Origin of the sequence: Nocardiopsis sp. NPDC006938 (genome assembly GCF_042869555.1) — a bacterium.
Taxonomy (GTDB): Bacteria; Actinomycetota; Actinomycetes; order Streptosporangiales; family Streptosporangiaceae; genus Nocardiopsis.
This window is the reverse complement of sequence record NZ_JBIAGA010000017.1, coordinates 91,918-114,957: the sequence shown is the minus strand read 5'-3', so window position 1 is coordinate 114,957 and position 23,040 is coordinate 91,918. Positions and strand designations below refer to the sequence as shown.

Genomic DNA, 23,040 nt, shown 5'->3' with positions numbered 1-23,040 from the left:
AATCCTGGCCCGGGGCCGGTGGGGGCCGGGGCCCGCCCCGGCCCCTCGGAGCGGCCGCTACCAGTCCGAGGGCCGGTAGTCCTTGAGGAAGCAGCCGTGCAGGTCCTCCCCCAGCTCACCGCGCACGATCGGGTCGTAGACGCGGGCGGCGCCGTCCTCCAGGTCCAGGGGCGCGTGGAACCCCTCGGCGGCGATCCGCACCCGGTCGGGATGCGGCCGCTCGTCGGTGATCCAACCGGTGTCCACACTGGTCATGAGGATGCCGTCGGTCTCCAGCATCTCCTTGGCGCTGGTCCGGGTGAGCATGTTCAGCGAGGCCTTGGCCATGTTGGTGTGCGGATGCCCGGGACCCTTGTACCCCCGACCGAACACACCCTCCATCGCGGACACGTTGACGATGTAGGTCCGCCGCGCGGACGAGGCCGCCATCGACGGACGCAGGCGGTCCACCAGCAGGAAGGGCGCGCTGACGTTGCACAGCTGCACCTCCAGCATCTCGACGGGGTCGATCCCGCCGATCCGCTGGGTCCAGCTGTTGACCGGCGCCAGGTCCGGCACCAGCCCGCCCGCGTCGATCGCCCCCTCCTCGTGCGCCCGGTCCGGGTGGGCGGCACCGGTGGTGAGGGCCAGCGACGTGAGCATCTCCGGGGTCAGCGTGTGCGGGGCGACCCCGGCCACCTCGGCCTCCGTGGCGCCCTCCAGCTCGCGGGGGCGCACACCGCCGAGCACGAGGGGCTCGGGAAGGCCCTCGCCGGTCAGCGGCCGGGCCTCGGCGGCGATCAGCGGCGCGTAGGAGCCGGGCGAGCGGCGCACGGTCTGCGCGGCGTTGTTGACGAGGATGTCCAGCGGGCCCTGCTCGGCCACCGAGTCCGCCAGCCGCACCACCTGCCCCGGGTCGCGCAGGTCGATACCGACCACCCGCAGCCGGTGCAGCCACTGGTCGCTGTCGGGCATCGCGGCGAACCGGCGCACGGCGTCGTTCGGGAACCGCGTGGTGACCGTGGTGTGGGCGCCGTCGCGCAGCAGCCGCAGCGCGATGTACATGCCGATCTTGGCGCGGCCACCGGTGAGCAGGGCCCGCCGGCCGGTGAGGTCGGTGCGGGCCTCACGGCGCTGCCTGTTGAAGACGGCGCACTCCGGGCAGAGCTGGTGGTAGAAGGCGTCGACCTCCTGGTACTTGCGCTTGCACACGTAACAGGGACGGGCCTTGCGCAGCACCCCGGCGAGCTGCCGCTCCCCGTTCCCGGAAGCCTCCTCACCGCCCGCCTCGAGGGTGCGGCTGGTGAGCGCGCGGCCGTTGGTCTCGTCGTCGATCCGGTCCGGGGCGGCCGTGGCGGTGGCCGAGAACACGGCCCTGTCGTGGGCGGCGCGGGCGGCGTTGCGTTCCCGGCGCCGCCGCTCCTTGAGCGCCTTGAACATGCGGGCGGTGGCCCGCTGGAGGGTCAGGGAGTCGTCGTGGTCGACGGGCAGCCCCTCCGCCTCGGCCAGCACCTCCAGGCACACCCGAAGCCTGTCCGGGTCGATCCCGTCGACCGTGGTCCGCGTCACCGTTTCCGTCACCACTGCATCCCGCCGCTGTTCCGATGGCCTCCTGCCGGGCCCTCAGGAACCCTATGCGCACTCCGGTACCGGACGGTCGGTGCCGACCGGTCCGCGGGACGGGTCACCATGGGGGGAGGAGCAGTACTGGGAATCGACGTGTGGGGCCGGTGGCGCCACGGACAGGGGGAGCCCCGTGAGCCAGCAGACGTCCGCCGAGGACGGTGCGGAGCGCGAGTTCGTGGTGCTGCTGGACGAGGCCCACCAGCCGGTCGGCGTGGCCGACAAGGCGGTCGTGCACACCGAGGACACCCCGCTCCACCTGGCCTTCTCCTGCTACGTGACGGGACCGGACGGGCGGGTACTGCTCACCCGGCGGTCCCTGGCCAAGACGACCTGGCCCGGGGTGTGGACCAACAGCTGTTGCGGCCACCCCGCCCCCGGCGAGTCCATGGAGGAGGCGGTGCGCCGCCGCGCCCGCCAGGAGCTGGGGATCGAGCTGACCGAGGTCACCGAGGCGCTGCCGGAGTTCCGGTACCGGGCGGTGTCGGCCGAGGGGATCGTCGAGAACGAGTTCTGCCCGGTGTTCTGGGCGCGGACCGAGGACACCCCGACCCCCGACGCGGACGAGGTCGCCGAGTTCACCTGGGCCGCGTGGCCGGACCTGGCCGTTCTGGCCGAGAGGACACCCTGGGTGATCAGCCCGTGGGCGGCGGAGCAGATCCCGCAGCTCAACCGGGTGCGCTGACACCCGGCGCCCCGGCCCGCGACCGCCCCGCCGTCTCATGGGAATTCGCTGAACAGGGCATCTGCCGCAGGACGACGTAAACTGGGATTATGGCGAACGCATCCCCCGGCCCCGGATGGCACCCGGGCGACCACGACCCCCGACACCGCCACCACGGTCACGCGGAGCGACAGGCTCCGCCCCACCAAGGGCAGCCGGGTCCGGCACACCATCCGCACCACGGGCCGCACCACGGGCCGACCGGTCCCCAGGGTCACCCGCCCCACCACGGACAGCAGGCACCCCCGCCGCCCGCCCACCCCCAGCCCTCACCGAAGGCGGGGGGCGACATCCTGCCGGGCGGGACCGGCTTCCTGCTCACCAACCTGCTCTCCTGCGGTGCCCTGAGCGTGTTCGCCTTCGCCTACGTGGCGGTGCGGCACCGGTCCGGCGCAGCGGGTGTCCTCGCCCTGCTGATCCTGCCGCTGCTCGCCGTCTTCGGTGCGAGCGCCGAGGACAGCGTCCTGGAGAACGTCAGCGTCGGCGTCCTCATCGTCTACGCGTTCGTCGCCACCGCCTACCTGTTCCACGACGTCTACAACGCGAACTCCAAGCGGAACCGGCGCCTGCGCGGCGAACCCGCCGAGCGCCCCGAGGCCGGACCGGCACCCGCCTCGGCCGCGGGGGCCCGCACGGGACGGGACAACGCCGAGCTGCGCGCCATGGCGGCCGACCGCGCCCGCCGCAGGGAGGAGTCCCGGGCCCTGCTCAGGGACGAACCCGTGCTCGCGCGAGAGCTGGGCATCGGCCGCCCCGACCTCGACACCGGCTACGACGACGGCGGCCTGGTGGACCTCAACCGCGCCTCCGCCGAGGCGATCGCGTCGCTGCCCGGGCTGACCCCGGAGCACGCCCGGACACTGGTCGAGGCGCGCGCGGCCGCACCGTTCGTCTCCCTGCCGGACGCGCTGATCCGCTCCGGGCTCCCGGCCCACCTGGAGGACGACGTCTCCGGGTACGTCGTCTTCTGACACCGGCGGCGGGGTAGGTAGGAAGCGCACCCCCCACAGAGTTGGAGCGCACCGCATGCCCCCTCACGCACACGGCCCCGTACGCCCCGCCGCCCTCGTCTTCGACGCCTTCGACACCCTGTTCCCCCTCGGCCCGCTGGAGTGGCGGTTCCGCGAGGCGGGCATCCCCCGGGTCCTCATGACCCGCTGGTGCGACCACCTGCTGCGGGACGCGTTCGCGCTGTCCCTGCTGGGTGGTGAGCGCACCTTCGAGGACGTGGCGCGGGGGTCCCTGAGGGACATCACCGGGAACCAGATCGCCCCGGCCGCCGAAGACGTGATCATCGACGGCCTCGCACGGCTCGAACCCCGGCCCGAGGCCGCGCGGGCCCTGGACACCGCGCACGCGGCGGGGCTGCGCACGGCCGTGCTGGGCCACGGCGGCGGCGAGCGGGTGCGCCTGCTGCTGGAGCGCTCCGGCCTGCCGACCGAGGCCCTCACCGGGGGCGGGGGGCCCACGGAGTGGAAACCGGCCGAGGCCGCCTACCTCTCCGCCGCACACGACCTCGGAGTGCCTGCGCAGCGTCTGGGGCTGGTCACGGCACACGGGTGGGACGCCGCCGGAGGACGCCGGGCCGGACTGGTGACCGGCTGGTCGTCGCACCTGGAGGGGCGCTTCCCCTCGGTGTTCCCGCGCCCCGACGCGCAGGGCCGGGACCTCGCCGAGACGGTGGAGCGCCTCCTCGCCCTGCCCGCGCCCGGCTAGGGCGTGCGGTGGGAGCGGAGAGGGCGAGCGGCACGGGTGCCAACCGTCACGCTTCTCGCCAGGCCACGAGGTTCTCCTGGGCGTCGAGCGTGCTGGGGTGGTCGGGACCCAGCACCCGGAGCAGGTCGGGAAGGGCCCCCTCCAGGGCCCCGACCGCACCGGCTGTGTCCCCGCCCCTGCCCCGCCAGAGGGCGAGGTTGACACGTGAGGTGAGCGTGTTCGGGTGGTCGGCGCCGAAGACACGTGACAGGTCAGGGAGAAGCTCTTCGAGCGTACGCACGGCACCGGGGTGGTCCCCGGTCTCCCCCTGCCAGTGGGCGAGAACCCCCCGTGCGCTGAGGGTGTCGGGCCCATCGGCCCCCAGAACACGTCGGCATTCGGGGAGGATCTCCTCGAAGGCGCGAACGGCACCGGCCGCGTCCCCCGCCCTCCCCCGCCAGTGGGCGAGGTTGATACGCGTGACAACAGTGCCGGGGTGATCGCAACCCGTCGCACGGAGACGGTCACGGAGAAGGTCCTCGAGAGTCCGTACGGCACCGGCCGCGTCCCCGACCCCGCCCTGCCAGAGGGCGAGGGTCCCGCGTGTGGTGAGGATGTCGGGGTGGTCGGGCCCGAGGACACGGAGACGGTCACGGAGAACCGCCTCCAGGGCCCGTACGGCACCGGCCGCGTCCCCGGCCGCACCCCGGTGGAACGCCAGCCGCTCACGCGCGGTCAGGGTGTCGGGATGGTCGGCTCCCAGATGCCCCCTCGAAGTCGCGACCATCGACCGCCAGTACACGACGGCCCGGGAGGTGGCTCCGGACTCCCCCAGGCTCGTCCCCGCCCGGAACAGCACCTCGTGTCCCCCGCCGTCCCACAGCCACGACCCGGCGTGCGCGGCGAGCGCGGCGGTGTTGGCGCGTAACCGCTCCCCGTACGGCGAGGCGTGCACCGCGTCCGGCCACTCCTCCAGCAGAGCGTCCGCGACGGCGAGTGCCGCATGGCACCCGGTGTGCGACCCACCGGCCTCACGTGTGGTGCGCTGGACCAGCCGGTGCGCCGTCACCAGGGTCGCGTCCCCCTGACCCGTGCGAGCGAGGAGGCTGAGCCGTTCCAGCGCGGAGAGGGCCTCGTCCGCGTCCTGTGCGGTAAGTGGTTCGTCGCCTTCCCGAAACCGGTGCAGATAGCCCCGCACCGGAGCGGAGGTCAGGACCCGAAGAGGGATGCCCGCCGGGTCGAGCAGGGCGACGAGCCCCATCATGGGCGACGCCAGTCCCCGAGGGGTCAGGGCGTCGGCGTGTTCGACGGATACCGTCCACGTCGCGGCCACGGTCCGGGGGTAGTCGTCGGGAAGGCTCCCTTCTTCCGGAAAGAGCCGCTCGACGTGACGGCGCCTGTCACGGAGCAGCTCGACGTAGTCGGCACAGGTGACACCGCCGCGCCGGTCCCGAATGTAGGCGGCGGCGTGGGCGAGCGCGAGGGGCAGGTGTCCGAGTTCCTCGGAGAGCCGATCGATCTGCCCGACGGCGGCGGGCGTGGGCAGGTCGGCCAAGGCCCGGGTGAGGTAGGCACGAGCCTCTCCAGGGCTGTAGATACCGACCTCGACGAACCGACGACCGTGGCCGGTCAGGGCGGTGTCGGTGCGGCGGCTGGTGATCAGCACACGGCCGCGGGGTGGCGGCGGGCCCGAGCTCCGTTCCCGCTTCCCGCTCGGGAACAGGGACCGAAGACGTGACCCTCCACGCGCACCGCCCCCGACGGACCCCGGAGGCGTGGTCGTGGTGGGTGGCCACAGGCCGCGTACGACGTGGGGGACGTCCACGTTGTCCAAAACGATCAACCAGCGGCGGTCGGTGGTGCGCAACCAGGAGAGGAACTGATCGGCCGCTCGCTCGGGCGCGTCGTCGACCCAGCCCGGGACGACCCTGCGGGCGGCGTCCGCGTAGGTGTGGACGATCGACATCCGTTCGGAAGCGGGGACCCACACGAGCAGGTCGACCTCACCCTCGCCCAGCGCCCGCCGGGCGTACTCCGCGGCGAGCTGTGTCTTGCCGACACCGCCCAACCCCGACAGCACCTGACCCACCACGACGGTCGGGTTCGTGTCGAAGGCACGCGAGAGCCGACCGGAGAGTTCTCGGACCTGGTGGTGCTCGGGCTCGTTGGGCACGACACCCACCACCACGGGCCAGGCCACGGTCCGCGGCCCGTGGTGGTGGACCGCGTAGGTCACGTTCCGGCCGACCGCCACTCCACGGCCCGAAGCGGAGATGGCAGTGGCACCCGGTCCGTGAGCGGTCGCGTGCGCGGCCCCGGGGTCGGAGGCTACCTCTCGGTGTCCGGCCCCGGCCGGGTAGGGTTCACCTGGAACCCGCCCTCGTTGCGGACGACGGCGACCGCGCCATCCCGGACGTTCATGTTGATGTCACCACCGGTGACCACGGCGTGGTCCCCCGTCGAGATCCCGTCTGCAGACGAGGCCGCGTCGACCTCGTCGCGCAACCGGGTGAGAAATCCGGCGAACTCGGCCTGTTCGGCCTCGTCCAGCTCCAGCAGGACGTCCTGGAGGCGGGTCGTCCAGGTGTTCTCGGCGTCCCGCCTGACGGCGTCGTCCTCGGACGCGGCCTCCAGAGCCTTGTCAGTGGCGTCGAGCTGTACGCCGAGCACGTGTGCGCGTCGCTCGCCCAGACGGGCGAACCATTCCTCGATACGGGGGCGGATGCCGTTCCACAGGCCGCTTCCCGCCGCTCGGGCGATCACGCCCGCGCCTGCGGTCACCGCGGTCATGAGAGGTTCGGGGAGCATGGGTCGAGCCCTTCCGTTGGGGGCGAGGAGAACGGAGCTGCCGGGTACCCGGTGCCCTACCCGCTCCGGGAACCGTTCCAACGGTGAAGACCGACAAAGCCGGAACGGTCGGCGGACATGTCCCCCACCGCCCCCCGGCGACGCTCGGAGGGAACGAGCCCGGGCGCTAGCCCTCCCACTCCCGGTCGTACTCGGGGTGGCCCCGGTACACCCCGGCCAGGTGCTTCACCGCGAGCCGCCAGGCCAGGAGCTCGGACCAGGGGTCACCACCGACGCTCGGCGCCGGGGCGGAGGGGTCGATGGCACGCATGCTCGCCTGGTGCGCCTCGGTGTAGCCGCGGACGATACCCCGCTTGGCCGCGACCTCGGCCAGCGCCCGCTCCCGGCCGCGTGAGCCCACGGGGACGGCCCTGGACGCGCGTTCGTCCTCGTCCAGGCGCGCGTTCAGGAACTCGACGATGGTCAACGGTCAACTCCTCTGTTCTGCCCCAGGGCCCCGTACGGGGTTCAGTATCCCGACAAACACCCCTTTCGGGCCACTCGGTGGCCCCTTCGCGTTCTCCTCGGACGGCCCCCGGCCCCTACCCGCAGCCCTCGAACTGCGGCACGGACATGACCAGGTCCAGGTCGGTCTCGCCGAACCAGCGCACCAGGCTCCTCTCGGCCTCACCGCTCTGGAACATCTTGTCGATCGCCCTGTTCACGGCCTCGCAGCCCGCGACGTCGCCGTGCGGCAGCCCCACCCCGTACCTCTCCTCGGTGAACGGGCTGTTGACGAACTGGAAGGCTTCGGGGTCCTCGTCGAGGAACCCGGCGAGGATGAGGTCGTCCGTGGTGACCGCGTCGATCTCGCCCTCCTTGAGGAGTTGGACGCAGTCGCTGTAGGTGTAGGAGTCCGGTACGTCGAGCACGTTCGCATCGATGCCGAGCTCCGTCACGACCCGGTCCGCGGAGTTGGAGCCCTCCCCCTGGCAGATCTCCAGCCCGGCCAGGTCCGCGACCCCCTTCACCCGCGGGTCGTCCTTGCGCACGAGGATGTCCTGCTTGGCCACGTAGTAGGGGCCCGCGAAGGTCACCAGGGTGCTGCGCGCGGGCGTGACGGAGTAGGTCGCCACGACCATGTCGACGGGGTCCTTCACCGGCGTGCCCGGGGGGAGGTCCGGGTCGCCGCCCAGCCGTGCCTCGCGCTCGTTCGACGTGATGGACACGAACTCCACGTTCGGCAGCTCCAGCTCCTCGACGATGTAGTTCGCCACGTCCACGTCGAACCCCTCGTAGACGCCGTCCCCGCCGATCCCCACACCGGGCTGGTCGGCCTTGACCCCGATCGTGACCGACGTCTTGTCGAGCAGGGACTCCACGGGCGCCTCCGCGCCCCCCTCCGCCGAGCAGGCGGGCAGCGCCAGCACCGCCACCGCGCCCAGGGCCGCCACGGTCCTGCCGCGGCCTCCTCGCGTCCACATCGACCCGTTCCTCTCTCGCGGGGCGACGTCGCGCCCGACCGGACCGGTCGCCGCCGGGCTCACCGGTACTCCGCCAACCGGGGGCGGACCCCCACCACGACCAGGGCGAACAGCGCCAGGGAGCCGACGGGCAGCCCCCAGACCCACGGCGACAGGGATCTTTGGCCCCGGTCGATGCTCGCCTCGTACCGTTCCGTGTGCATCCGCGCCAGTTCGCCGAGGGCGTCCGTGTGCCGCCTGAAGAGTCCGCCACCGGTGTCGGCGGCCACCTCCATACGGATCTCGATGGCGGCCTCCGTGTCGCCGGCCGCCACGGCCTCCCTCATCCGCTCGTCCGCGTCCTGGACCTCGACATAGGTGGCGAGCACCTGTCCCAGGGCCTCCTCGGCCTGCGGGACGACCTCGCCGTCCCCGTCCCTGAGCAGCGCGTCCTGGGCGCTCTCCCCCAGGTAGCCGAGCGTGCCCGGGTCGTCCTTGTCGGGCACGTCGGCCCCCGGCAGGCGCGGGTAGGAGCCCGGGACCTCCCCGACCGCCGCGTAGTAATCCGGCAGCGTACGGACGTCGCGGAACAGCACCTGCTGGGCCCGCTCCAGGTACACCTGCTGGTAGGTGTCGCGCCGTTCGTCGTCGATCAGGTACCGGCTCTGGTCGGCCTGCATGTCGGTGGCGATCGCCTCGGCCCGGAAGAGCGCCATGGCGGGGTCCATGCCCTCGTTCTTGGCGGCCACCTCGTGGGACTCGCCACTGCTCAGAGACAGCACGACCCCGGCGGTCAGCACCACCGCACCGGCCGTCGCGGCCAGCAGCGGCACGTTGAACCGGCGGCGGAAGCGCACCCGCAGGTAGAGCTGGAGGGCCAGGAGGGAGCCCACCGTCGCCACACCCGCCGCGCCGACCCACAGCCGCCCGGCCGTGACCGCCTTCCGGCCGTCCTCGTGGCTCTCGCGCACGATCGCCGACGACTCCAGCCCCAGGTTGAAGGCCTTGGGCAGTAGCTCGGTGTGCATCAGCAGCGTGGCGGACCGGTACGCGTCGAGCGCACCGGCGTCCGTCTCGCCCGGCGGGGCCTGGGCCTCGTCGTTGGTGAGGAGCGCCCGGCCCACGGCCTGCTCGTAGGTGCCCATCCCGTTCAGGAGCGCCTGGACGTTCGCCTGGGCGGTGGGGTCCTCGCTGGTCAGTGACGCCACGTCGAGCAGGACCTCGTTGGCCTCCTCCCGGCTGGACTCGTAGCGCTCCAGGGCGGCCTCCCGCCCTGAGCCGAGGTCGTGGTCGGTCCCCATGACCAGGATGTCGGCGACGCTGGCGTCCATGGCGGCCAGGTTCAGGTAGAGGTCGGTGGTGTTCAGGGCCTGCTGTCCGGCCCCCTCTCCCAGGACCGCCAGGCCGTCACGCGCCTGGTTGAGGGTGGAGGCCGCGGACCCGAACAGGCTCGCGACGGCCAGCACGCACACGAGCGACAGGGCCCACACGCGGACGGGCGTGGTCCGCGCCGAGGCGCGGACGCGCGGCCACCAGGACCGGAGGCGTCCGCCCCCGGGACCGTCGTGGCCGGGCCGCGCCGGGGCGGTGTCGGCCGCCTCCGCCACGGAGCCGCCGGGACCCGGGGGCCGGGTCCCCGGATCGGGGTTGGGGGTCATCAACGGGGTTCACCCCTTCTGGAGGATGACGACGGTCCAGGCGCCGACGTAGATCCGGTCACTGTCATTCAGGGGAACCTCCACGTGGTGGGGGATGGGGTTGGCCGTCCCGTTGACGGTGGTCCCGTTGGTCGACCCGGGGTCGAGGAGGGACCAGGTGTCGCCGGGGCGGGCCAGCAGGATCGCGTGGATGTGGGAGATCGCCGGGTCTCCCCCCGGGCCGCCGAGGTCGATCTCGGGGGTGAACCCCCTCGACTGGCTCCGGCGACCGATGTGCACGCGGTCGCCCTGAAGGCTCACCCGGCGCGGTTTGCCCCCGGTGGGGAAGCTGATCCGGCGCGGGTCGAGCATGCCCTGGTCGACCATGTACTGGTAGTAGGCGGGGTCGGCGGCCACGACGGCACGCCAGCGCACGGCGGTGGGTCCGCTGCCGGGCCCGGAGTCGCGCCGCACGTGGCTGCCCGACTGGGAGGCGAAGTCGTAACCGCACTCCTCGCAGAAGCGTCCCGCCCTGGACGTACCGCACTCCGGGCAGGGGCCGCCCCGGGTCTCCGGTCGCGGGCGGGGCGGGCTCCGGTGCGGGACCGGTGGCGGGGTCCGGCGCGGAGCGGGCGGCGGCGCCGACGGTCGGGGATGTACGGGGGGCGGCACGGACAGCGCCTGGAGGCGCAGCCCGCAGACGTCACAGAAGTCGTCGGCCGCGGAGTGGTGCCCTGAGGGGCAGCTCGGCATGGTCCCTCCTACCCGGGGCCGGGGGTACCGCCGGACCCCGGGCCACTCGGGCGGGGGCGGGTCCGTACGGTCCGGGTCGAGTTGGTGTCGAGGGTCATCTCGTCGACCTTGTCGACACTGGTCTTGAGCCGGACCGTTCCGGTGGCCGCGTCGACGACGTCGACGACACGGCCCAGGAGCCTCGCGGTCTCCTCGTTGCCCGACTCGTGGGCGAGGGCGACGGCCCGGCCCAGCCTGGTGGTGGCGGTCCGGTCGTCCCCCTCCCGACGGGCGTCGAGCCCGTCCTGGATGGCCCGGGCCAGTTCGGCCTGGCCCGTGTAGTGGGCCACCCGGGGGTTGATCTCGGTGGCCCGGTCCTCGTCCGACGTCCACTCGGCGAGGATGTTGCCGGAGGCCAGGACCTGGTCCTCGGCTCCGTCATCGCCCGGCAGCACCACCCGGACCCAGCCCGCGCGCAGCTGGCGGCCGGGGTCGCCCGGGGGCACCTCCACACAGACGTGGTAGTCGCGGCTCTCCTCCCCCCAGGAGCCGGTGGGATGGTCCACGGCCTGCGCGACCCGCCCCACCGCCCGGTGGGTGAGGTCCTGGACCGTGGGTGCCACCTGCTTGACGTAGCGCACCACGGCGTTCTGGGGGGTCCACAGGCGCAGGACCACGTCGGCCACCGCCTTGCCCATGGAGGCCCGCGTCATGGCGCGGAAGTCGGCCGCCATGTCGGCGGGGTCGGCGATGATGCCCGGACCCCCGCCGAGCAGCGCGGCGTCGATCCGGCGCAGCTCCTCCACCTTCCAGTCGGTGCCCACGCCCCGGCAGTCGCACACGAAACTGCCCTGGAGCCGGGTGAGCACGCGCTCGAAGACGTCGGACATCTCGTTGTTCTGGCCGTCGGTGAGCAGGATCGCGTGTTTGACGCCGTCGCCGGCGGTGGCGAAGAGTTCGGCCGCCCTCAGCAGCCAGGCGCCCATCCGGGTGCCGCCGTCCGCGCGGAGGCGTCCCACCGCCTCCAGCGCCGCCGCCCGGGTCGTGGCGTTCACCTCCACCAGGCGCGCGGAGTCCGGGTAGATCATCTCGGCCTCGCGGTGACCGGCGACCACGGCGAAGCGGACCCCGTCCCGCAGGGTCTCGATGGCGGCGCGCGCCGCCTGCTTGGCCGCGTTGATCTTCTCGCCGTACATGGAACCGGAGGTGTCGATGATGATCACCTCGGCGGCCCGGACGGAGGCTCCCGCCACCACCGGGTTGTCGGAGGTCACGCTCACCACCGCGTGCACCTCCGTCCCGCCCAGGGGGAGGTAGGGGTTCTGGTCGATCTCGACCCGGAAGTCGGGCTCGGCCGAGTGGTCAGTCGCGTTCTTCACGGGAACCCCCTTGGTCGGTGGGGACGGGGATGACGACGACGGTGATGTTGTCCTTGCCACCCGCCCTCAGGGCCAGGCTGACGTAGGAGCGGGACGCCTCCCAGGGAGACGCCGACGCCTCGGGCACCGCCTCGGCCAGGTCCCGGGCCTCGGGGTAGTAGTTCCACAGGCCGTCGCTGCACAGCAGGACCGCGCCGGGGCCGGTCGGGGTGACGGTCGAGACGTGCGCCTCGATCTCACCGGAGTCCGCTCCCATCCAGGCGATCAGGGCGTGGGCGTTGGCGGAGCGCATCGCCTCCTCCCGGGACAGGGCGCCCATCTGCACCATCGCCTCACTCCAGGAGTCGTCCCTGGTGAGCAGGGCCGAGGCGCTGGAGGCGGGCCCGCCGGAGATCCAGTAGGCGCGGCTGTCGCCGACCCAGCCGACCGTGACGGAACCGGTGACCGGGTCCACCACCGCGGACACGAAGGTGCAGGCGGGAGCGGAGCTGGGCGAGTCGGCGATCCGGGCGACCGCCTCGGCCGCGCGGGTCATGGCGGCGCCGGTGGCCTCCCGGGGGTCGGCTCCCTGGCGCACGCGTTCGGCGAGCACGGCCGCGCCCGTCTCGGCGGTGACCCTGGAGGCCTCGTCGGACCGGGGCGAGCTGGAGACGCCGTCGCAGACGACGGCCACGACGGTTCCGGCGGCGTGCGGCGCGTCGTCCTCCACGACCCGGATCGCCATCGCGTCCTCGTTGCGTCTGTGCCGCAGACCCCGGTCGCTGACCCCGTAGGCGCGACGGGTGCGCACCTCGACGTGGTCGCGGCCGGTGGGCTGGAGGAACCCGCACTTCTCGCAGTACCCGTCCACGACCCGGCCGGGGCACCACACGCACAGGCCGGGCTCGGCCGTGCCGGACGGGTCGCCCGGCGCGGTCGGCGGCCAGCCGGGGACCGGGCTCGTCGGTTCGTCGGGGGCGGCCACGGGGTCGCGGCGGACCGGTTGGGTGGTGAGCGCGTCGGCGTCGTCCCAGTCCGACCCGGGCGGCTCGTCCGCGGTGCGCGCCGTCGGCGGCGCCGCCGTGGCGGCGGACCGGGCGGCGGGCCCGCGATGACCAGGCGGGTCGGGGTGTCCGGGCGGGTCGGCGACGAGGCCCTGAAGGCTCACCTGGGGCGCGGTCGGGGCTCCCTCGGCCGGGACGAGCCCGGGACGCTCGACCGTCACCGTCTCGTCCTCGGCGGCCGTCCTGCGGAAGGTGCCCGACAGGCTCGCCTGGGGTTCGGTGGGGACGCCGTCGGACGCGCCGCCCTCCCCCTCACCGGGCCGCGCGCCCGCCCGAAGGGGACGACCACAGCCCTCGCAGTAGACGTCGCCCTCTGACACCATGTCGGCGCAGGTAGGGCAGGTCCGTACCTTGGTCATCGCCGTTCCTTCACTTCTCACAGCAGTGTCACGGGGCGGAGCGAGTTCGCCCTGTCGATCAGCTCGTGGCGTTCCCAGGTGCGGCTCGTGCGCTGGGCCAGGGCCCGGTACCGCCGCTCCAGGTTGGCGCGGACGCCCTCCTCGTCGAGGTCGCCGCCGAGGAGCCGCCCACCGTCCGGGGCCGCGGCGCCCGTGCGGAGCCAGCCCAGCGCCGACTCCAGGACGCGGACGGCCAGCCGGTCGGCGGAGTCGCTGTCCAGCGCGATCCGGTCGAGTCGCTCCCCGGCCCGTACGAGGTCGGCACCGTCGGTGGCGCCGGTGGCGAGCACGGCGATCAGCGCGGTCTGGGCGTGCACGTACAGGCTGGACAGCTCGGGCACGGTGTCCAGCACCCTGATGGCGGCGGCCCGGTCCCCCTGGGCCAGCCGGACCCTGGCCAGCCCGAAGGCGGCGCTCACGTACGAGTGGTCGGTGGACCACACCGTGGAGTACTGGCGGGCGGCGGTGTCGAGGTCGCCGGTGCGCTCGCAGGCCAGCGCCAGGCCGAGCTTGGGCGCCACCTCCCCGGGGAGGTGGTCGTACAGTTCGTCGAAGTGGCCCCGGGCGTTGTGGAAGCTGCCGGTGCTGAGTTCGGCGACGGCGAGGTACCACATGGTCCGCCAGTCGCCGGGGACCGCGGCGCCGAACTGCTGGAGCGCGTCCAGGGCCTCGTTGTGCTGGCCGACCGTGATGAGGGACCGCGCCAGCATCAGCAGGGTCTCGGGGGACGGTGCCTGGGCGGCGCGCAGCGTGGGGACGAGCTCGGCCGGGGGCATACCGACGAAGCTCCGCAGGAGCTGGGCGGCGGGGTCGGAGGAGTCCACGAGCGGGGCGGGCAGGAGCCCGGCGGCCTCGGTGGGCGCGGGCGGGCTCAGCAGACGGTCGGCGTTGTGCGTGCCGACGCCCGAGGCGAAGGTGAAGCTCTCACCGCCGAACAGCACCGACGCGGCCGGGTACGGGGTGCCCTCCAGGTCGGCCATCACCTCGCGGAGCACACCCGTGAGCTGGTCGGCCATGTCGCCGGAGTCGTGGAAGCGCGACTCCGGCTCCCAGTGGGTGGCCCGGCGCAGGAAGCGGTCGTAGGACTCGTGGCGTTGGAGGAGCGGCACCTCGTCGCGGGGCGGGATGCTGTGCGGGTGCTGGCGCATGAAGCTGAAGTGGAAGCTGAGCACCGCGAGGGCCCGGCCCACCGAGTACAGGTCGGCGCTGACGGTCGGGCCCGGACCGCGCAGCTCGTCCTCGGGCACCCGGTAGCCGGGGGTCGTGTAGACGGGGCTGAGCGTGTCGTCCATGCGCCGGACGCCGCCGAGGTCGATGAGCTTGATGAGCTCCTCGCTCTGGATGACGTTGTCCGGCTTGAAGTCGCAGTAGAGCAGGCCCCGGGAGTGCAGGTAGCCGAGGGCGCGCAGGCACTCCAGGCCGTAGGCGATCACCTGGTCGAGGGGGAGGACCTCCTCCCCGGTGCCGTTCTCCCGGCGTTCGACGAGCAGCTCCCGCAGCGACTTCCCGCCCACGTACTCCATGACGATGTGGCCGGCGGGGATGCCCGTGCGGGGGTCCGGGTGCCGGGAGAAGTTGATGATCTTGACGATGTTGGGGTGTTCGACCTCGGAGAGGAACGCGCGCTCCGCCGCCGCGGCCTTGTGCGCCTCGGCGTCTCCGGCGTTGAGCAGGCCCTTGAGCACCACCCATCGGTTGTTGACGTTAAGGTCGCGGGCCAGGTAGATCCAGCCGAGACCGCCGTGGGCCAGACAGCCGATCACCTCGTACTGGTCGCCCACCACCTCGCCCGCGGCCAGCCTCGGGGTGAAGGAGAACTGGGTCCCGCACTGGCGGCAGAACCCCTCGGTGCGACCCGGCTGCTCACCGCGCGACCGGCCGACCTTCTCGGAGCAGTTGCCGCAGAACCGGTTCTTCTCCGACACGACCGGGTTGGTCATGATCGCGTCGGAGGGGTCGTGGGCGGGCACCAGGGGCACCTGCACCATGCCGAGGCCGAGCATGCCCCGCCGGTGGGAGCGTCCCGAACCGCCGGAACCGGCGGGTGAGCTCCCGACCATCCCGGAGATGCTGCCCGGGCCCGAACGGCCGGACAGGCGGATGTCGCCGGAGCTGATCGGGTGGGAGTGGACGGCCATGTCGTGACCGCCGGAGTCCCCGGAGGGCGCGGCGCCCAGCCACTGGTCGAGGCCGGAGCCGTCGGCGCGGAGACCGGCGGTGGGCCCGGACGCCGGACCGCCGGAGGGGCCTGCCCCGGAGGGTCCGCGCGCACTGGCACCGGAGCCCGGGCCCGGCGGCGGGACGGACGCCGGGGGGACCCCGCCTCCCGAAGGCACGCGAGGACCGGAACCGGGGGGCAGCGCCCGGTCGGCCGCCGAGGACGCGACCGTCCGCGTCGAGGCCGGTGACGCGTCGACGGGAGCCAGGCCGCACACCACGCAGAAGCCGTCCTCGATGTGGCCCTGGCAGCCGGGGGAAGCGCACATGGTCATCTAGGTCACACCACCATCAGTCGTGCCGTCCGACGCTCCCCCGCCCGGCGGGGTCCCGTCCGCGGGGGGTTCGTCACCGGAGAGCTCCCGGAGTGCCCGCTGGTAGGCGGCGAGCGCCACGGTGGCCGCCCGGAGGTCGCACGGCGCCTTCCACAGCTCCCAGTGCGCCTGCCCGTGGAGCCCCGCGAGGTGCTCGTGCTCGGCCAGACCCAGGCGGACGGCCCGGGCCCGGTAGCCGTCCAGTCGGCCGCGCAGCTCGGCCCGGCGCTGGAGGAGTTCCGCCAGGTTCCGCTCGCACGCGTGGGCCGTGTCACCGGCCTCGTGCACGTCGTGCTGGACCCGACCCAGGCGGGTACCCAGCCCCCTCCAGTCGCCACGGGCGCGCAGGTCGTCCATCTCGTCCAGGACCGAGCGCAGCCGGGGCACCGGGTCGGGGACCCTCACGGCCACGGGCGAGTAGATCTTCGCGACCACCCGCTCCCGCAGTTCGCGGGCGCGCTGGAGCACCTCCTCGACGTCGTCGATGGTCGAGACCAGGTGGGCCACGCTCTCCGCGTAGGAGTCGCGCATCCGCAGGGCGTCGCGGAGTTCTCCCCGGGTCCGGACCAGGAGCCCCCTCACGTGCTCGAGGGACGAGGTGTCCACCCTGGAACCGGCGACGAGGGCCAGCGGGTCCCGGCGGACCGTCTCGCCCACCCGGAAGAGCTGTTCGCGCAGCCCCTCGTGCTCGTCCTCGTGCAGCTCCACCTGGTCGGAGAGGGTGCAGACCTCCTGCCACATGGTCTCCAGCTCGGCGAGGCGGGGGTGCAGGACGTCCCAGGCGGTCTCCACCGCCGCGATGACCTCGGTGGCCTCCTCGTAGTGGGCCGACATCCGCGCGACGGCCGTGGCGGGGGTGATCCGTTCGGTGTCGGGGTCGAGCAGGCCGCGTCCGCCCAGGCCTTCGCCCTCCAGCGGCAGGACGACGGACGCGCCCCGGAGCAGGTACGCGAGTTCGTCCTGCGGGTCGTCCCCGCCGCGTTCACGGACCAGCAGCGCGCGGTCCACCACCAGCGCGAACGCGCTGTGGACCGTCCACAGCCCATGCAGGTGCCGTGCGGCGCGCTCCCACCGTTCGCGGGTGCCGCCCACGAGGTCGGCGTCCCTGAGCAGCCGGTGCCCCACGTGCTGGTCGAGGTCGGCGAGACGGAGCTTGATGCGGTCCGCCTCGCCCCGTACGAGGTTCAGGGCGTGGTCGAGCACCTCCCAGCTCATCGGTGCCGCACCTGGCTCCGCGTCCCTGCCCACCCGACGAATCACCTCCAGCGGACCTGACCGCTCCCGATTTCTCCCTTTGTCTAGGACAAGAGTGTGGCCCGGACCACCCGGAACCACAAGGGAGTCCGGATGATCCGGCCACGAGCGGCCACAAACGCAACACACATGTCATCTCACGCGTCCCAAGCTCTGGGTACGACAACGGCATGGACAGAACAGAGGAAGAGTTCCCCGGTATCGGTGCCCCGGCCCGCAGGGCCCTGACCCGAGCCGGGTACACGCGTCTGGAGCAGCTCGACGGTGTGAGCGAGACCGACCTGCTGCGACTGCACGGGATGGGTCCGACCGGGACCGACATCCTGAGCGACCTCCTGAACGCCCGGGGCATGTCCCTGGAACCCTAGGGAGCCCTACGGTCGGCCCAGGTGCTCGAGGAGGAGGCGGGCGCGGTCGGCGACGGGCACACGGGGCAGGACGACCAGGTCGTACCCGCAGTCCGGGTAGGCCCGGCACATCGCCTCGAAGGTGCGTTCGGCCTCCTCCGGCGACTGGTGGCGTTCGGTGTCACCGGAGTAGATCTCCGGCCAGGGAGGAGCGACGAACACCGTGCGCCGGTACCGGAAGCGGCGGGTCGCCTCCCACACGTGTTCGGGGACCGGGAGTCCGCGCAGCCGGAGGTAGCCGACCAGGTCGGGTACGCCCCGGTCGCACAGGACCAGGCCGCCGTGCCCGGCGGCCTCGCGGTGGGAGCGCATCTCCCAGGCGAGCATGAGCTCCACGAAGAGGGCGTCGTCGCGCCAGGCGAGGCCGGGCCCGCCGATCTCCCGCTGGTCGCGGATGATCGCCCGGCCCGCCTCGACCGTGCGCCGGTGGCCCAGCCCGACCAGGTGGTCGATGAGGGTGGTCTTCCCCGAGCCGGGGCCGCCGGTGACGACGACGAGGTGATCCATGGTTCCTCCAGGTGGGGAGCGGACGTGACACGGAAAAGGGATGGGTGGCGCGGTGCGCCGCACCCGGTGCGGGTGCGGCGCGGGCGTCGCGGAGGGTGCGGTGGGAGCCGCGAGGAGGACGGCGTACCGGTGACGGACGGGTCGGGCCGGGCAGGGGCCCCGGGCGGATCAGGCGGAGGGGAGAACCCCGGACCCGTCGGCGGCGGGGTCGGCTTCCAGCGCCCCGGCCAGCTCCGCCTCGATGAGGTCGGCCGCGTACGCGGCGCCGCCTCCCTGGAGCCGGGCGCTGATCGCCGCCAGGGACGCGGCCACCCTCGGGTCGCGGGTCAGTTCCAGCAGGGTGGAACGCAACACCTCGGCGGTGGCGTCCGCCATGTCGATCCGGCGTCCCGCCCCGGCGGCCTGGATGCGGTCGGCGTTGTCGAATCCGTCGGTGGCCTGCGGCACCGCGATCATCGGAGTGGCCGTGTACAGGCCCTCGCTGGAGCCGCCCATGCCCGCGTGGGTGACGAAGGCGTCGGCCTGTCGGAGGACGTCCAGCTGCGGAACCCACGGGTGCGTTTCGATGTTGCCCGGGAGGTCGCCGAGCTCGGAGGGGTCCACGAAACGGCCGATCTGGAGCACCACGTGCCACCCGGGCAGGTCGCCGAAGGCGCGGACGCACTCACGGTAGAACTCCGGCAGCCGGGTCATCGCCGACCCCATGGACACCAGCAGCACCCGTTCGGCGTCCGCGGGCCGCCGCCAGACGCCCTGGTCCGCGCGGGCTCCCAGGCACGGCCCCACGAAGGTGACCGCGTCCGAGACGGTGTCCGCGAAGGGCTGCATCTCCCGGGGAATCATGGCCAGGGCCCGTTCCGGCTCCCCCGGGAAGGACGCGTGGTCCAACCCCGTGACGCCGTTCTCGGCCAGCCAGGCGTCGAACCTGGCGAAGTACTCGGCGGCGCCGGGCCGCGACCGCAGCCACTCCATGACGGTGTCCGCGTGGTCCGCCCAGGCCACGTGGGTCGGGGACAGCTGGACGGCGGGGATGCCCCAGTTGACCCCGAGGACCCGCGCGGCGTACCCGCCGATGTCGTACAGGAAGAGGTCGGGGCGGTCGTGCTCGTAGGAGTCCCGCAGGACGGGCAGGACGTTGGTCGCGTCGTCCAGGAAGGTGTCCATGCCCTCGACGGGGTCCTCGGGCCACTCCTCGTCGCCGGTCGGCAGCGTGGTGGTGAAGCGCACGAGTTCGGCGCCGGTCGAGGCGATCAGTTCGCCGACCCCGTCGACGGGGTCGTTGGCGTAGGTGACGCGGTGGCCGCGGTCGACCAGCTCGCGGATGATCTCCAGGCTGGGCAGGACGTGGCTCACGGCGGGGACTCCGACCATGGCGATGTGCGCGCGTCGGGTGCGGTGCATGTGTACTTCTCCAGAAACGTTCCACGGGTAGGACTCGGGAGCGCCTGCCCCCTGCGGGGCGGCGCGGGGCGTCCGGGGACGCCGGCGTCCTAGCCGTAGATCTGGTGCTGGAAGTACATGCCGCCCAAGCTACGGCAGCGGGGTCGCGTGGTACAACCCTTTTTCCGGCACCGCCACGACCCCAGCCCCAGGAGCCGCCCCGTGTCCTCCGGCAGCCCCCTCGCCCTGGTCATCTCGATCCGCACCCTCCCGGGGCGCCGCGAGGCGTTCCTCGCCGGGATCTCCCGCAACGCGGCGCACGCGCTGCGGGACGAACCGGGGTGCCTGCGCTTCGACGTGGTCGGCGACCCCGAGGACCCGGACTCCTTCTGGGTGTACGAGGTGTTCGCGAACGAGGCGGCCCTGGACGCGCACCGCCGGAGCCCGCACTTCCTGGCGTGGCAGCGCGAGAAGGCCGCGCTGGTCGTCCCCGGAAGCCAGGTCGACCGGCGCGGCCCCCTCGTCGTCAGCGGCGGCTGAGAGCCCCACGGGACCGGCGGCGCCGGTCCCGGGCGGAGCGGCTCTACGGGGTGTCGGAGCCGTTCGGGCCCTCCTTGGGCGCCCGGTGGCGGCCGCCCCGGTGCGTGGCCGCCTCGTCGTCGGCGCCGCCCGGCGTCTGCCCGCCGTCCGTGCCCGCGCCGCGGAACCCGTCGGAGTAGCCGCCCGCGTACCCCTCGTCGAACGCGCTCACCGGACGGCCCCCGTCGTCGGCCTCTCCGGTCGGGGCGCCGCCGGGCTCCCCGGCGACCTCCTCGTCGTCGTCCGCTCCCAGGTCGGCGTCGGCGACGGTGTCCTGCTCCGTCGTGGACAGCGCGCCGCGGGTGGCCCCGCGCAGCTGGAAGCCCGCGACCGCCATCACGACACCGAACACGATGGCGTACACACCGACGACCAGCATGATCGCCGCCGCGCTCACCAGCGGCCAGAACCACACCATGAGACCGAAGATCACCGAGAGGGCGCCGACGAAGATGAGCAGCCACTCGGAGCTCACCTGGGCGCGCAGGCGCACGGCGGTGACGATCTCGGCCACGCCGGTGACGATCGCCCAGGCGCCGATCAGGAAGACGATGGCCAGGACCGCCGCCAGCGGCCAGGTGAGGGCCAGCAGACCCAGGACGATGCTCACGCCCGCCTGCACGCCCAGCGGCATCCGTGTCCCCGGAGCCGCCCGGTAGGCGGTGAAGGCGAGCGCCACACCGTCCACCAGGGCGAAGAGACCGAAGATGATCGCCAGTGCCAGGAGGCTCTCGCCCGGCCAGGCGAGGGCCAGCAGACCGAAGATCACCGCGACCGCGCCGCGCACGACCAGGACCCACCAGTGCCGACTCAGATCGCCGAGTATGTCGCCTGTCAACGCGTACCGAACCATGACCAGGCTCCCTTCCTCGCGTGGTCCCGCTCGTGTGCGGGTCACCCTGTGCAACTTCCCTCAACGTCGCATACCGATGACAGAAAGTACGCAAAATACGGGAAAAGGGAGGTTCAGCACCGGAATCGGGATCGGGTTCCGAAGCCCCGGCCGCGCGCCCCCGGGCACGCGAACGCCCGCCCCGTCGGTGACGCGGGCGGGCGTTCTCGGCACTCCGGTGGGATCAGCCCTGGCCGGGGTAGCGGCGCTCGGCGGAACCGATGTAGTGCTGGCGCGGGCGGGCGATCCGGAAGGCCGGGTCGTGCAGCTGCTCGCGGTAGTGGGCGACCCAGCCGGGCAGGCGGCCGATCGCGAACAACACGGTGAACATGTTGGTCGGGAAGCCCATGGTGCGGTAGATGACGCCGGTGTAGAAGTCGACGTTCGGGTAGAGCTTGCGGTCCGTGAAGTACGAGTCCTGGAGAGCGGCGGCCTCGAGCTTGAGGGCCAGCGCGAAGAGCTCGTCCGGGTTCTCGTCGCTGTCGAGGATCTGGCTGGCCAGAACCTTGATCTCCTTGCTGCGCGGGTCGAAGTTCTTGTAGACCCGGTGCCCGAAGCCCATGAGACGCATCTCGCGGGCCTTGACCTTCTCCAGGAAGTCCTCGATGGAGATCCCGGAGTCGCGGATCTCCTCCAGCATCTCCAGGACGGCCTGGTTGGCGCCGCCGTGGGACGGGCCGGACAGGGCGTTGATGCCCGAGGCGACGCTGGCGTAGATGTCGGCCTTGGAGGAACCGACCACGCGCACGGTGGCGGTGGAGCAGTTCAGCTCGTGGTCGACGTGCAGCACCAGCAGCATGCCGACGGCCTTGTTGAACAGCTCCTCCAGCTCGCCGGTGGGAGCCTTGTCGCCGAAGGTCATGCGGATGAAGTTGTCGACGTAGTCGCGCGAGGTGTCCGGCTCGATCGGCGCCTCACCGATGGAGTTGCGGTAGATGCGGGCCGCGATCGTCGGCAGCTTGGCCATCAGCCGGATCGTGGCGAGCTCGACCTGGGCCTCGTCGTCCGGGTCCACGCTGTCGTCGTAGTACGCGGCGAGGGTGTTCACGGCGCTGGCGATCAGCGACATGGGGTGGCCGTTGCGGGGCATCGCGTCGATGAACGCGGCCATCTCGGCCGGGATGTCGTAGTTGTCGCGCAGCTTGTCGGAGAACTCCTTGAGCTCGCCGGGCTCCGGCAGCTCGCCGTAGATCACGAGGTAGGCGGACTCAAGGAAGGTGCTGTGTACGGCGAGGTCCTCGATCGGGTACCCGCGATAGCGCAGGATGCCCGCGGCCCCGTCGATGTAGGTGATCTTCGAGCTACACGAAGCGGTGTTGCCGAACCCCGGGTCCAGGGTCGTCATACCGGTCGACCCCAGCAGGGTCTTCAGCTCGATGGTGCTCTCACCCTCGGTACCGGTGAAAACCGGCAGCTTCAGCACGCCGCCCTCGTAGTGGAGCTCCACCGTGCGCTCTTTGTCATCGCTCATGCCCGAGGTCAACCTTTCCAGGCGGGGGATACGTGAGGTGCGTCGGACGCGAGGCGATCCGCCGCCGCGATCCTCTTCACTCGTTATTGTTCTGTTTTGTTAAACGAAGGTTAAGCAAAATCATATAAGTTTCACCGATTCACGAACAGGTGACATGCAACACATACCCAGACGTGATCAGAATTACCGTGAGGTGAAGATTTACAGACTTTGCCGAACATCGATAACGCCGTGATCGCCCTGAGACATCACGGCCACCGGCGGGGTTCTCCCGCCGTGGGCCCTGGCCTCCCGAACCGGTCCCCTGAACGCGGCGAACACCCCGTGGGACGCCCGCGCGCCGCCCCTCGGCCCGCGTTTCACAGATGCGGACAGACTCGGGTGGAACCCGTGCGGCCAGGTGCCCGAACACGCCCTAGCGGCCTACTGTCAGAGTACCTTCGCCCTGATCACCGGGGCTGAGGCGGGGCCTCCCCACTCGGTGATCTTGGCCTCTGCCACCCCTGGGAGGCGCCAGCGGAGACCGCGCCCAGCGCCCTCCCCGACGCTCCAGGGACCT

Annotated in this window: 20 protein-coding genes; 5 read left to right on the top strand and 15 right to left on the bottom strand. The window is 72.6% G+C overall.

The annotated features are described in order from the left end of the window. Positions 1–57: 57 nt before the first annotated feature. Positions 58–1,560, bottom strand: coding sequence for an SDR family NAD(P)-dependent oxidoreductase (locus ACFYL4_RS22720; protein WP_387520730.1), 1,503 nt, complete (start codon positions 1,558–1,560; stop codon positions 58–60). A gap of 175 nt (positions 1,561–1,735) precedes the next feature. Between ACFYL4_RS22720 and idi the strand changes: the two genes are divergently transcribed. The 3 genes from idi to ACFYL4_RS22705 all read left to right on the top strand — a co-directional run bounded on the left by idi (position 1,736) and on the right by ACFYL4_RS22705 (position 4,042). Continuing rightward, entirely contained in the window at positions 1,736–2,287 is a 552-nt protein-coding gene (gene idi, locus ACFYL4_RS22715) for an isopentenyl-diphosphate Delta-isomerase (protein WP_387520728.1), read from the top strand. Between the two features lie 89 nt (positions 2,288–2,376). After that, on the top strand, positions 2,377–3,297 hold the full coding sequence (locus tag ACFYL4_RS22710; protein WP_387520726.1) for a helix-hairpin-helix domain-containing protein: 921 nt from the start codon (positions 2,377–2,379) through the stop codon (positions 3,295–3,297). A gap of 55 nt (positions 3,298–3,352) precedes the next feature. Further along, entirely contained in the window at positions 3,353–4,042 is a 690-nt protein-coding gene (locus tag ACFYL4_RS22705) for a haloacid dehalogenase (RefSeq protein ID WP_387520723.1), read from the top strand. 46 nt (positions 4,043–4,088) lie between these two features. Here ACFYL4_RS22705 and ACFYL4_RS22700 read toward each other — a convergent pair whose 3' ends face one another. The 10 genes from ACFYL4_RS22700 to ACFYL4_RS22655 all read right to left on the bottom strand — a co-directional run bounded on the left by ACFYL4_RS22700 (position 4,089) and on the right by ACFYL4_RS22655 (position 17,206). Beyond that, on the bottom strand, positions 4,089–6,257 hold the full coding sequence (locus ACFYL4_RS22700; RefSeq protein ID WP_387520720.1) for a tetratricopeptide repeat protein: 2,169 nt from the start codon (positions 6,255–6,257) through the stop codon (positions 4,089–4,091). 92 nt (positions 6,258–6,349) lie between these two features. Next, entirely contained in the window at positions 6,350–6,829 is a 480-nt protein-coding gene (locus ACFYL4_RS22695) for a hypothetical protein (RefSeq protein WP_387520718.1), read from the bottom strand. A gap of 166 nt (positions 6,830–6,995) precedes the next feature. Then, positions 6,996–7,295 carry a DUF6221 family protein gene (locus ACFYL4_RS22690; RefSeq protein ID WP_357760126.1) on the bottom strand — a complete coding sequence of 100 codons (300 nt, stop codon included), beginning with the start codon at positions 7,293–7,295 and terminating at the stop codon, positions 6,996–6,998. A 115-nt stretch (positions 7,296–7,410) separates the two neighbouring features. Then, complete coding sequence (locus tag ACFYL4_RS22685; RefSeq protein ID WP_387520715.1) at positions 7,411–8,292, bottom strand: transporter substrate-binding domain-containing protein; 882 nt, start codon at positions 8,290–8,292, stop codon at positions 7,411–7,413. Between the two features lie 59 nt (positions 8,293–8,351). Further along, positions 8,352–9,929: a hypothetical protein gene (locus ACFYL4_RS22680; protein ID WP_387520712.1), complete on the bottom strand. Its 1,578-nt coding sequence runs from the start codon at positions 9,927–9,929 to the stop codon at positions 8,352–8,354. A 9-nt stretch (positions 9,930–9,938) separates the two neighbouring features. After that, complete coding sequence (locus ACFYL4_RS22675; protein WP_357760134.1) at positions 9,939–10,661, bottom strand: FHA domain-containing protein; 723 nt, start codon at positions 10,659–10,661, stop codon at positions 9,939–9,941. 8 nt (positions 10,662–10,669) lie between these two features. Next, the gene (locus tag ACFYL4_RS22670; RefSeq protein WP_387520710.1) at positions 10,670–12,019 is read right to left on the bottom strand and encodes a VWA domain-containing protein; all 1,350 of its coding nucleotides are present in this window, start codon (positions 12,017–12,019) and stop codon (positions 10,670–10,672) included. Further along, the gene (locus tag ACFYL4_RS22665) at positions 12,003–13,421 is read right to left on the bottom strand and encodes a PP2C family protein-serine/threonine phosphatase (RefSeq protein WP_387520707.1); all 1,419 of its coding nucleotides are present in this window, start codon (positions 13,419–13,421) and stop codon (positions 12,003–12,005) included. The genes ACFYL4_RS22670 and ACFYL4_RS22665 overlap by 17 nt, the downstream gene beginning before the upstream one ends. 17 nt (positions 13,422–13,438) lie before the next feature. Further along, positions 13,439–15,952 carry a tetratricopeptide repeat protein gene (locus ACFYL4_RS22660; protein WP_387520704.1) on the bottom strand — a complete coding sequence of 838 codons (2,514 nt, stop codon included), beginning with the start codon at positions 15,950–15,952 and terminating at the stop codon, positions 13,439–13,441. After that, positions 15,953–17,206 carry a hypothetical protein gene (locus ACFYL4_RS22655; protein WP_387520701.1) on the bottom strand — a complete coding sequence of 418 codons (1,254 nt, stop codon included), beginning with the start codon at positions 17,204–17,206 and terminating at the stop codon, positions 15,953–15,955. It abuts the gene before it with no gap. A 209-nt stretch (positions 17,207–17,415) separates the two neighbouring features. Between ACFYL4_RS22655 and ACFYL4_RS22650 the strand changes: the two genes are divergently transcribed. Next, the gene (locus ACFYL4_RS22650) at positions 17,416–17,613 is read left to right on the top strand and encodes a hypothetical protein (protein WP_357760146.1); all 198 of its coding nucleotides are present in this window, start codon (positions 17,416–17,418) and stop codon (positions 17,611–17,613) included. Positions 17,614–17,619: 6 nt separating this feature from the next. Here the strand turns inward: ACFYL4_RS22650 and ACFYL4_RS22645 are convergent, their stop codons facing one another. Further along, entirely contained in the window at positions 17,620–18,159 is a 540-nt protein-coding gene (locus ACFYL4_RS22645; RefSeq protein WP_357760149.1) for an AAA family ATPase, read from the bottom strand. A gap of 168 nt (positions 18,160–18,327) precedes the next feature. After that, positions 18,328–19,560: a macrolide family glycosyltransferase gene (locus ACFYL4_RS22640; protein ID WP_387520696.1), complete on the bottom strand. Its 1,233-nt coding sequence runs from the start codon at positions 19,558–19,560 to the stop codon at positions 18,328–18,330. Positions 19,561–19,761: 201 nt separating this feature from the next. Here ACFYL4_RS22640 and ACFYL4_RS22635 point away from each other — a divergent pair, with 201 nt between their 5' ends. Continuing rightward, the gene (locus tag ACFYL4_RS22635; protein WP_357760155.1) at positions 19,762–20,079 is read left to right on the top strand and encodes a putative quinol monooxygenase; all 318 of its coding nucleotides are present in this window, start codon (positions 19,762–19,764) and stop codon (positions 20,077–20,079) included. A 43-nt stretch (positions 20,080–20,122) separates the two neighbouring features. Here the strand turns inward: ACFYL4_RS22635 and ACFYL4_RS22630 are convergent, their stop codons facing one another. Both ACFYL4_RS22630 and ACFYL4_RS22625 read right to left on the bottom strand, forming a co-directional pair. Next, positions 20,123–20,971 (bottom strand): HdeD family acid-resistance protein, encoded by an 849-nt coding sequence (locus ACFYL4_RS22630; protein WP_357760158.1) that lies wholly within the window; start codon positions 20,969–20,971, stop codon positions 20,123–20,125. 223 nt (positions 20,972–21,194) lie between these two features. Continuing rightward, a complete protein-coding gene (locus ACFYL4_RS22625; protein ID WP_357760161.1) occupies positions 21,195–22,481 on the bottom strand; it encodes a citrate synthase in 1,287 nt (428 codons plus the stop codon). Positions 22,482–23,040: the final 559 nt, after the last annotated feature.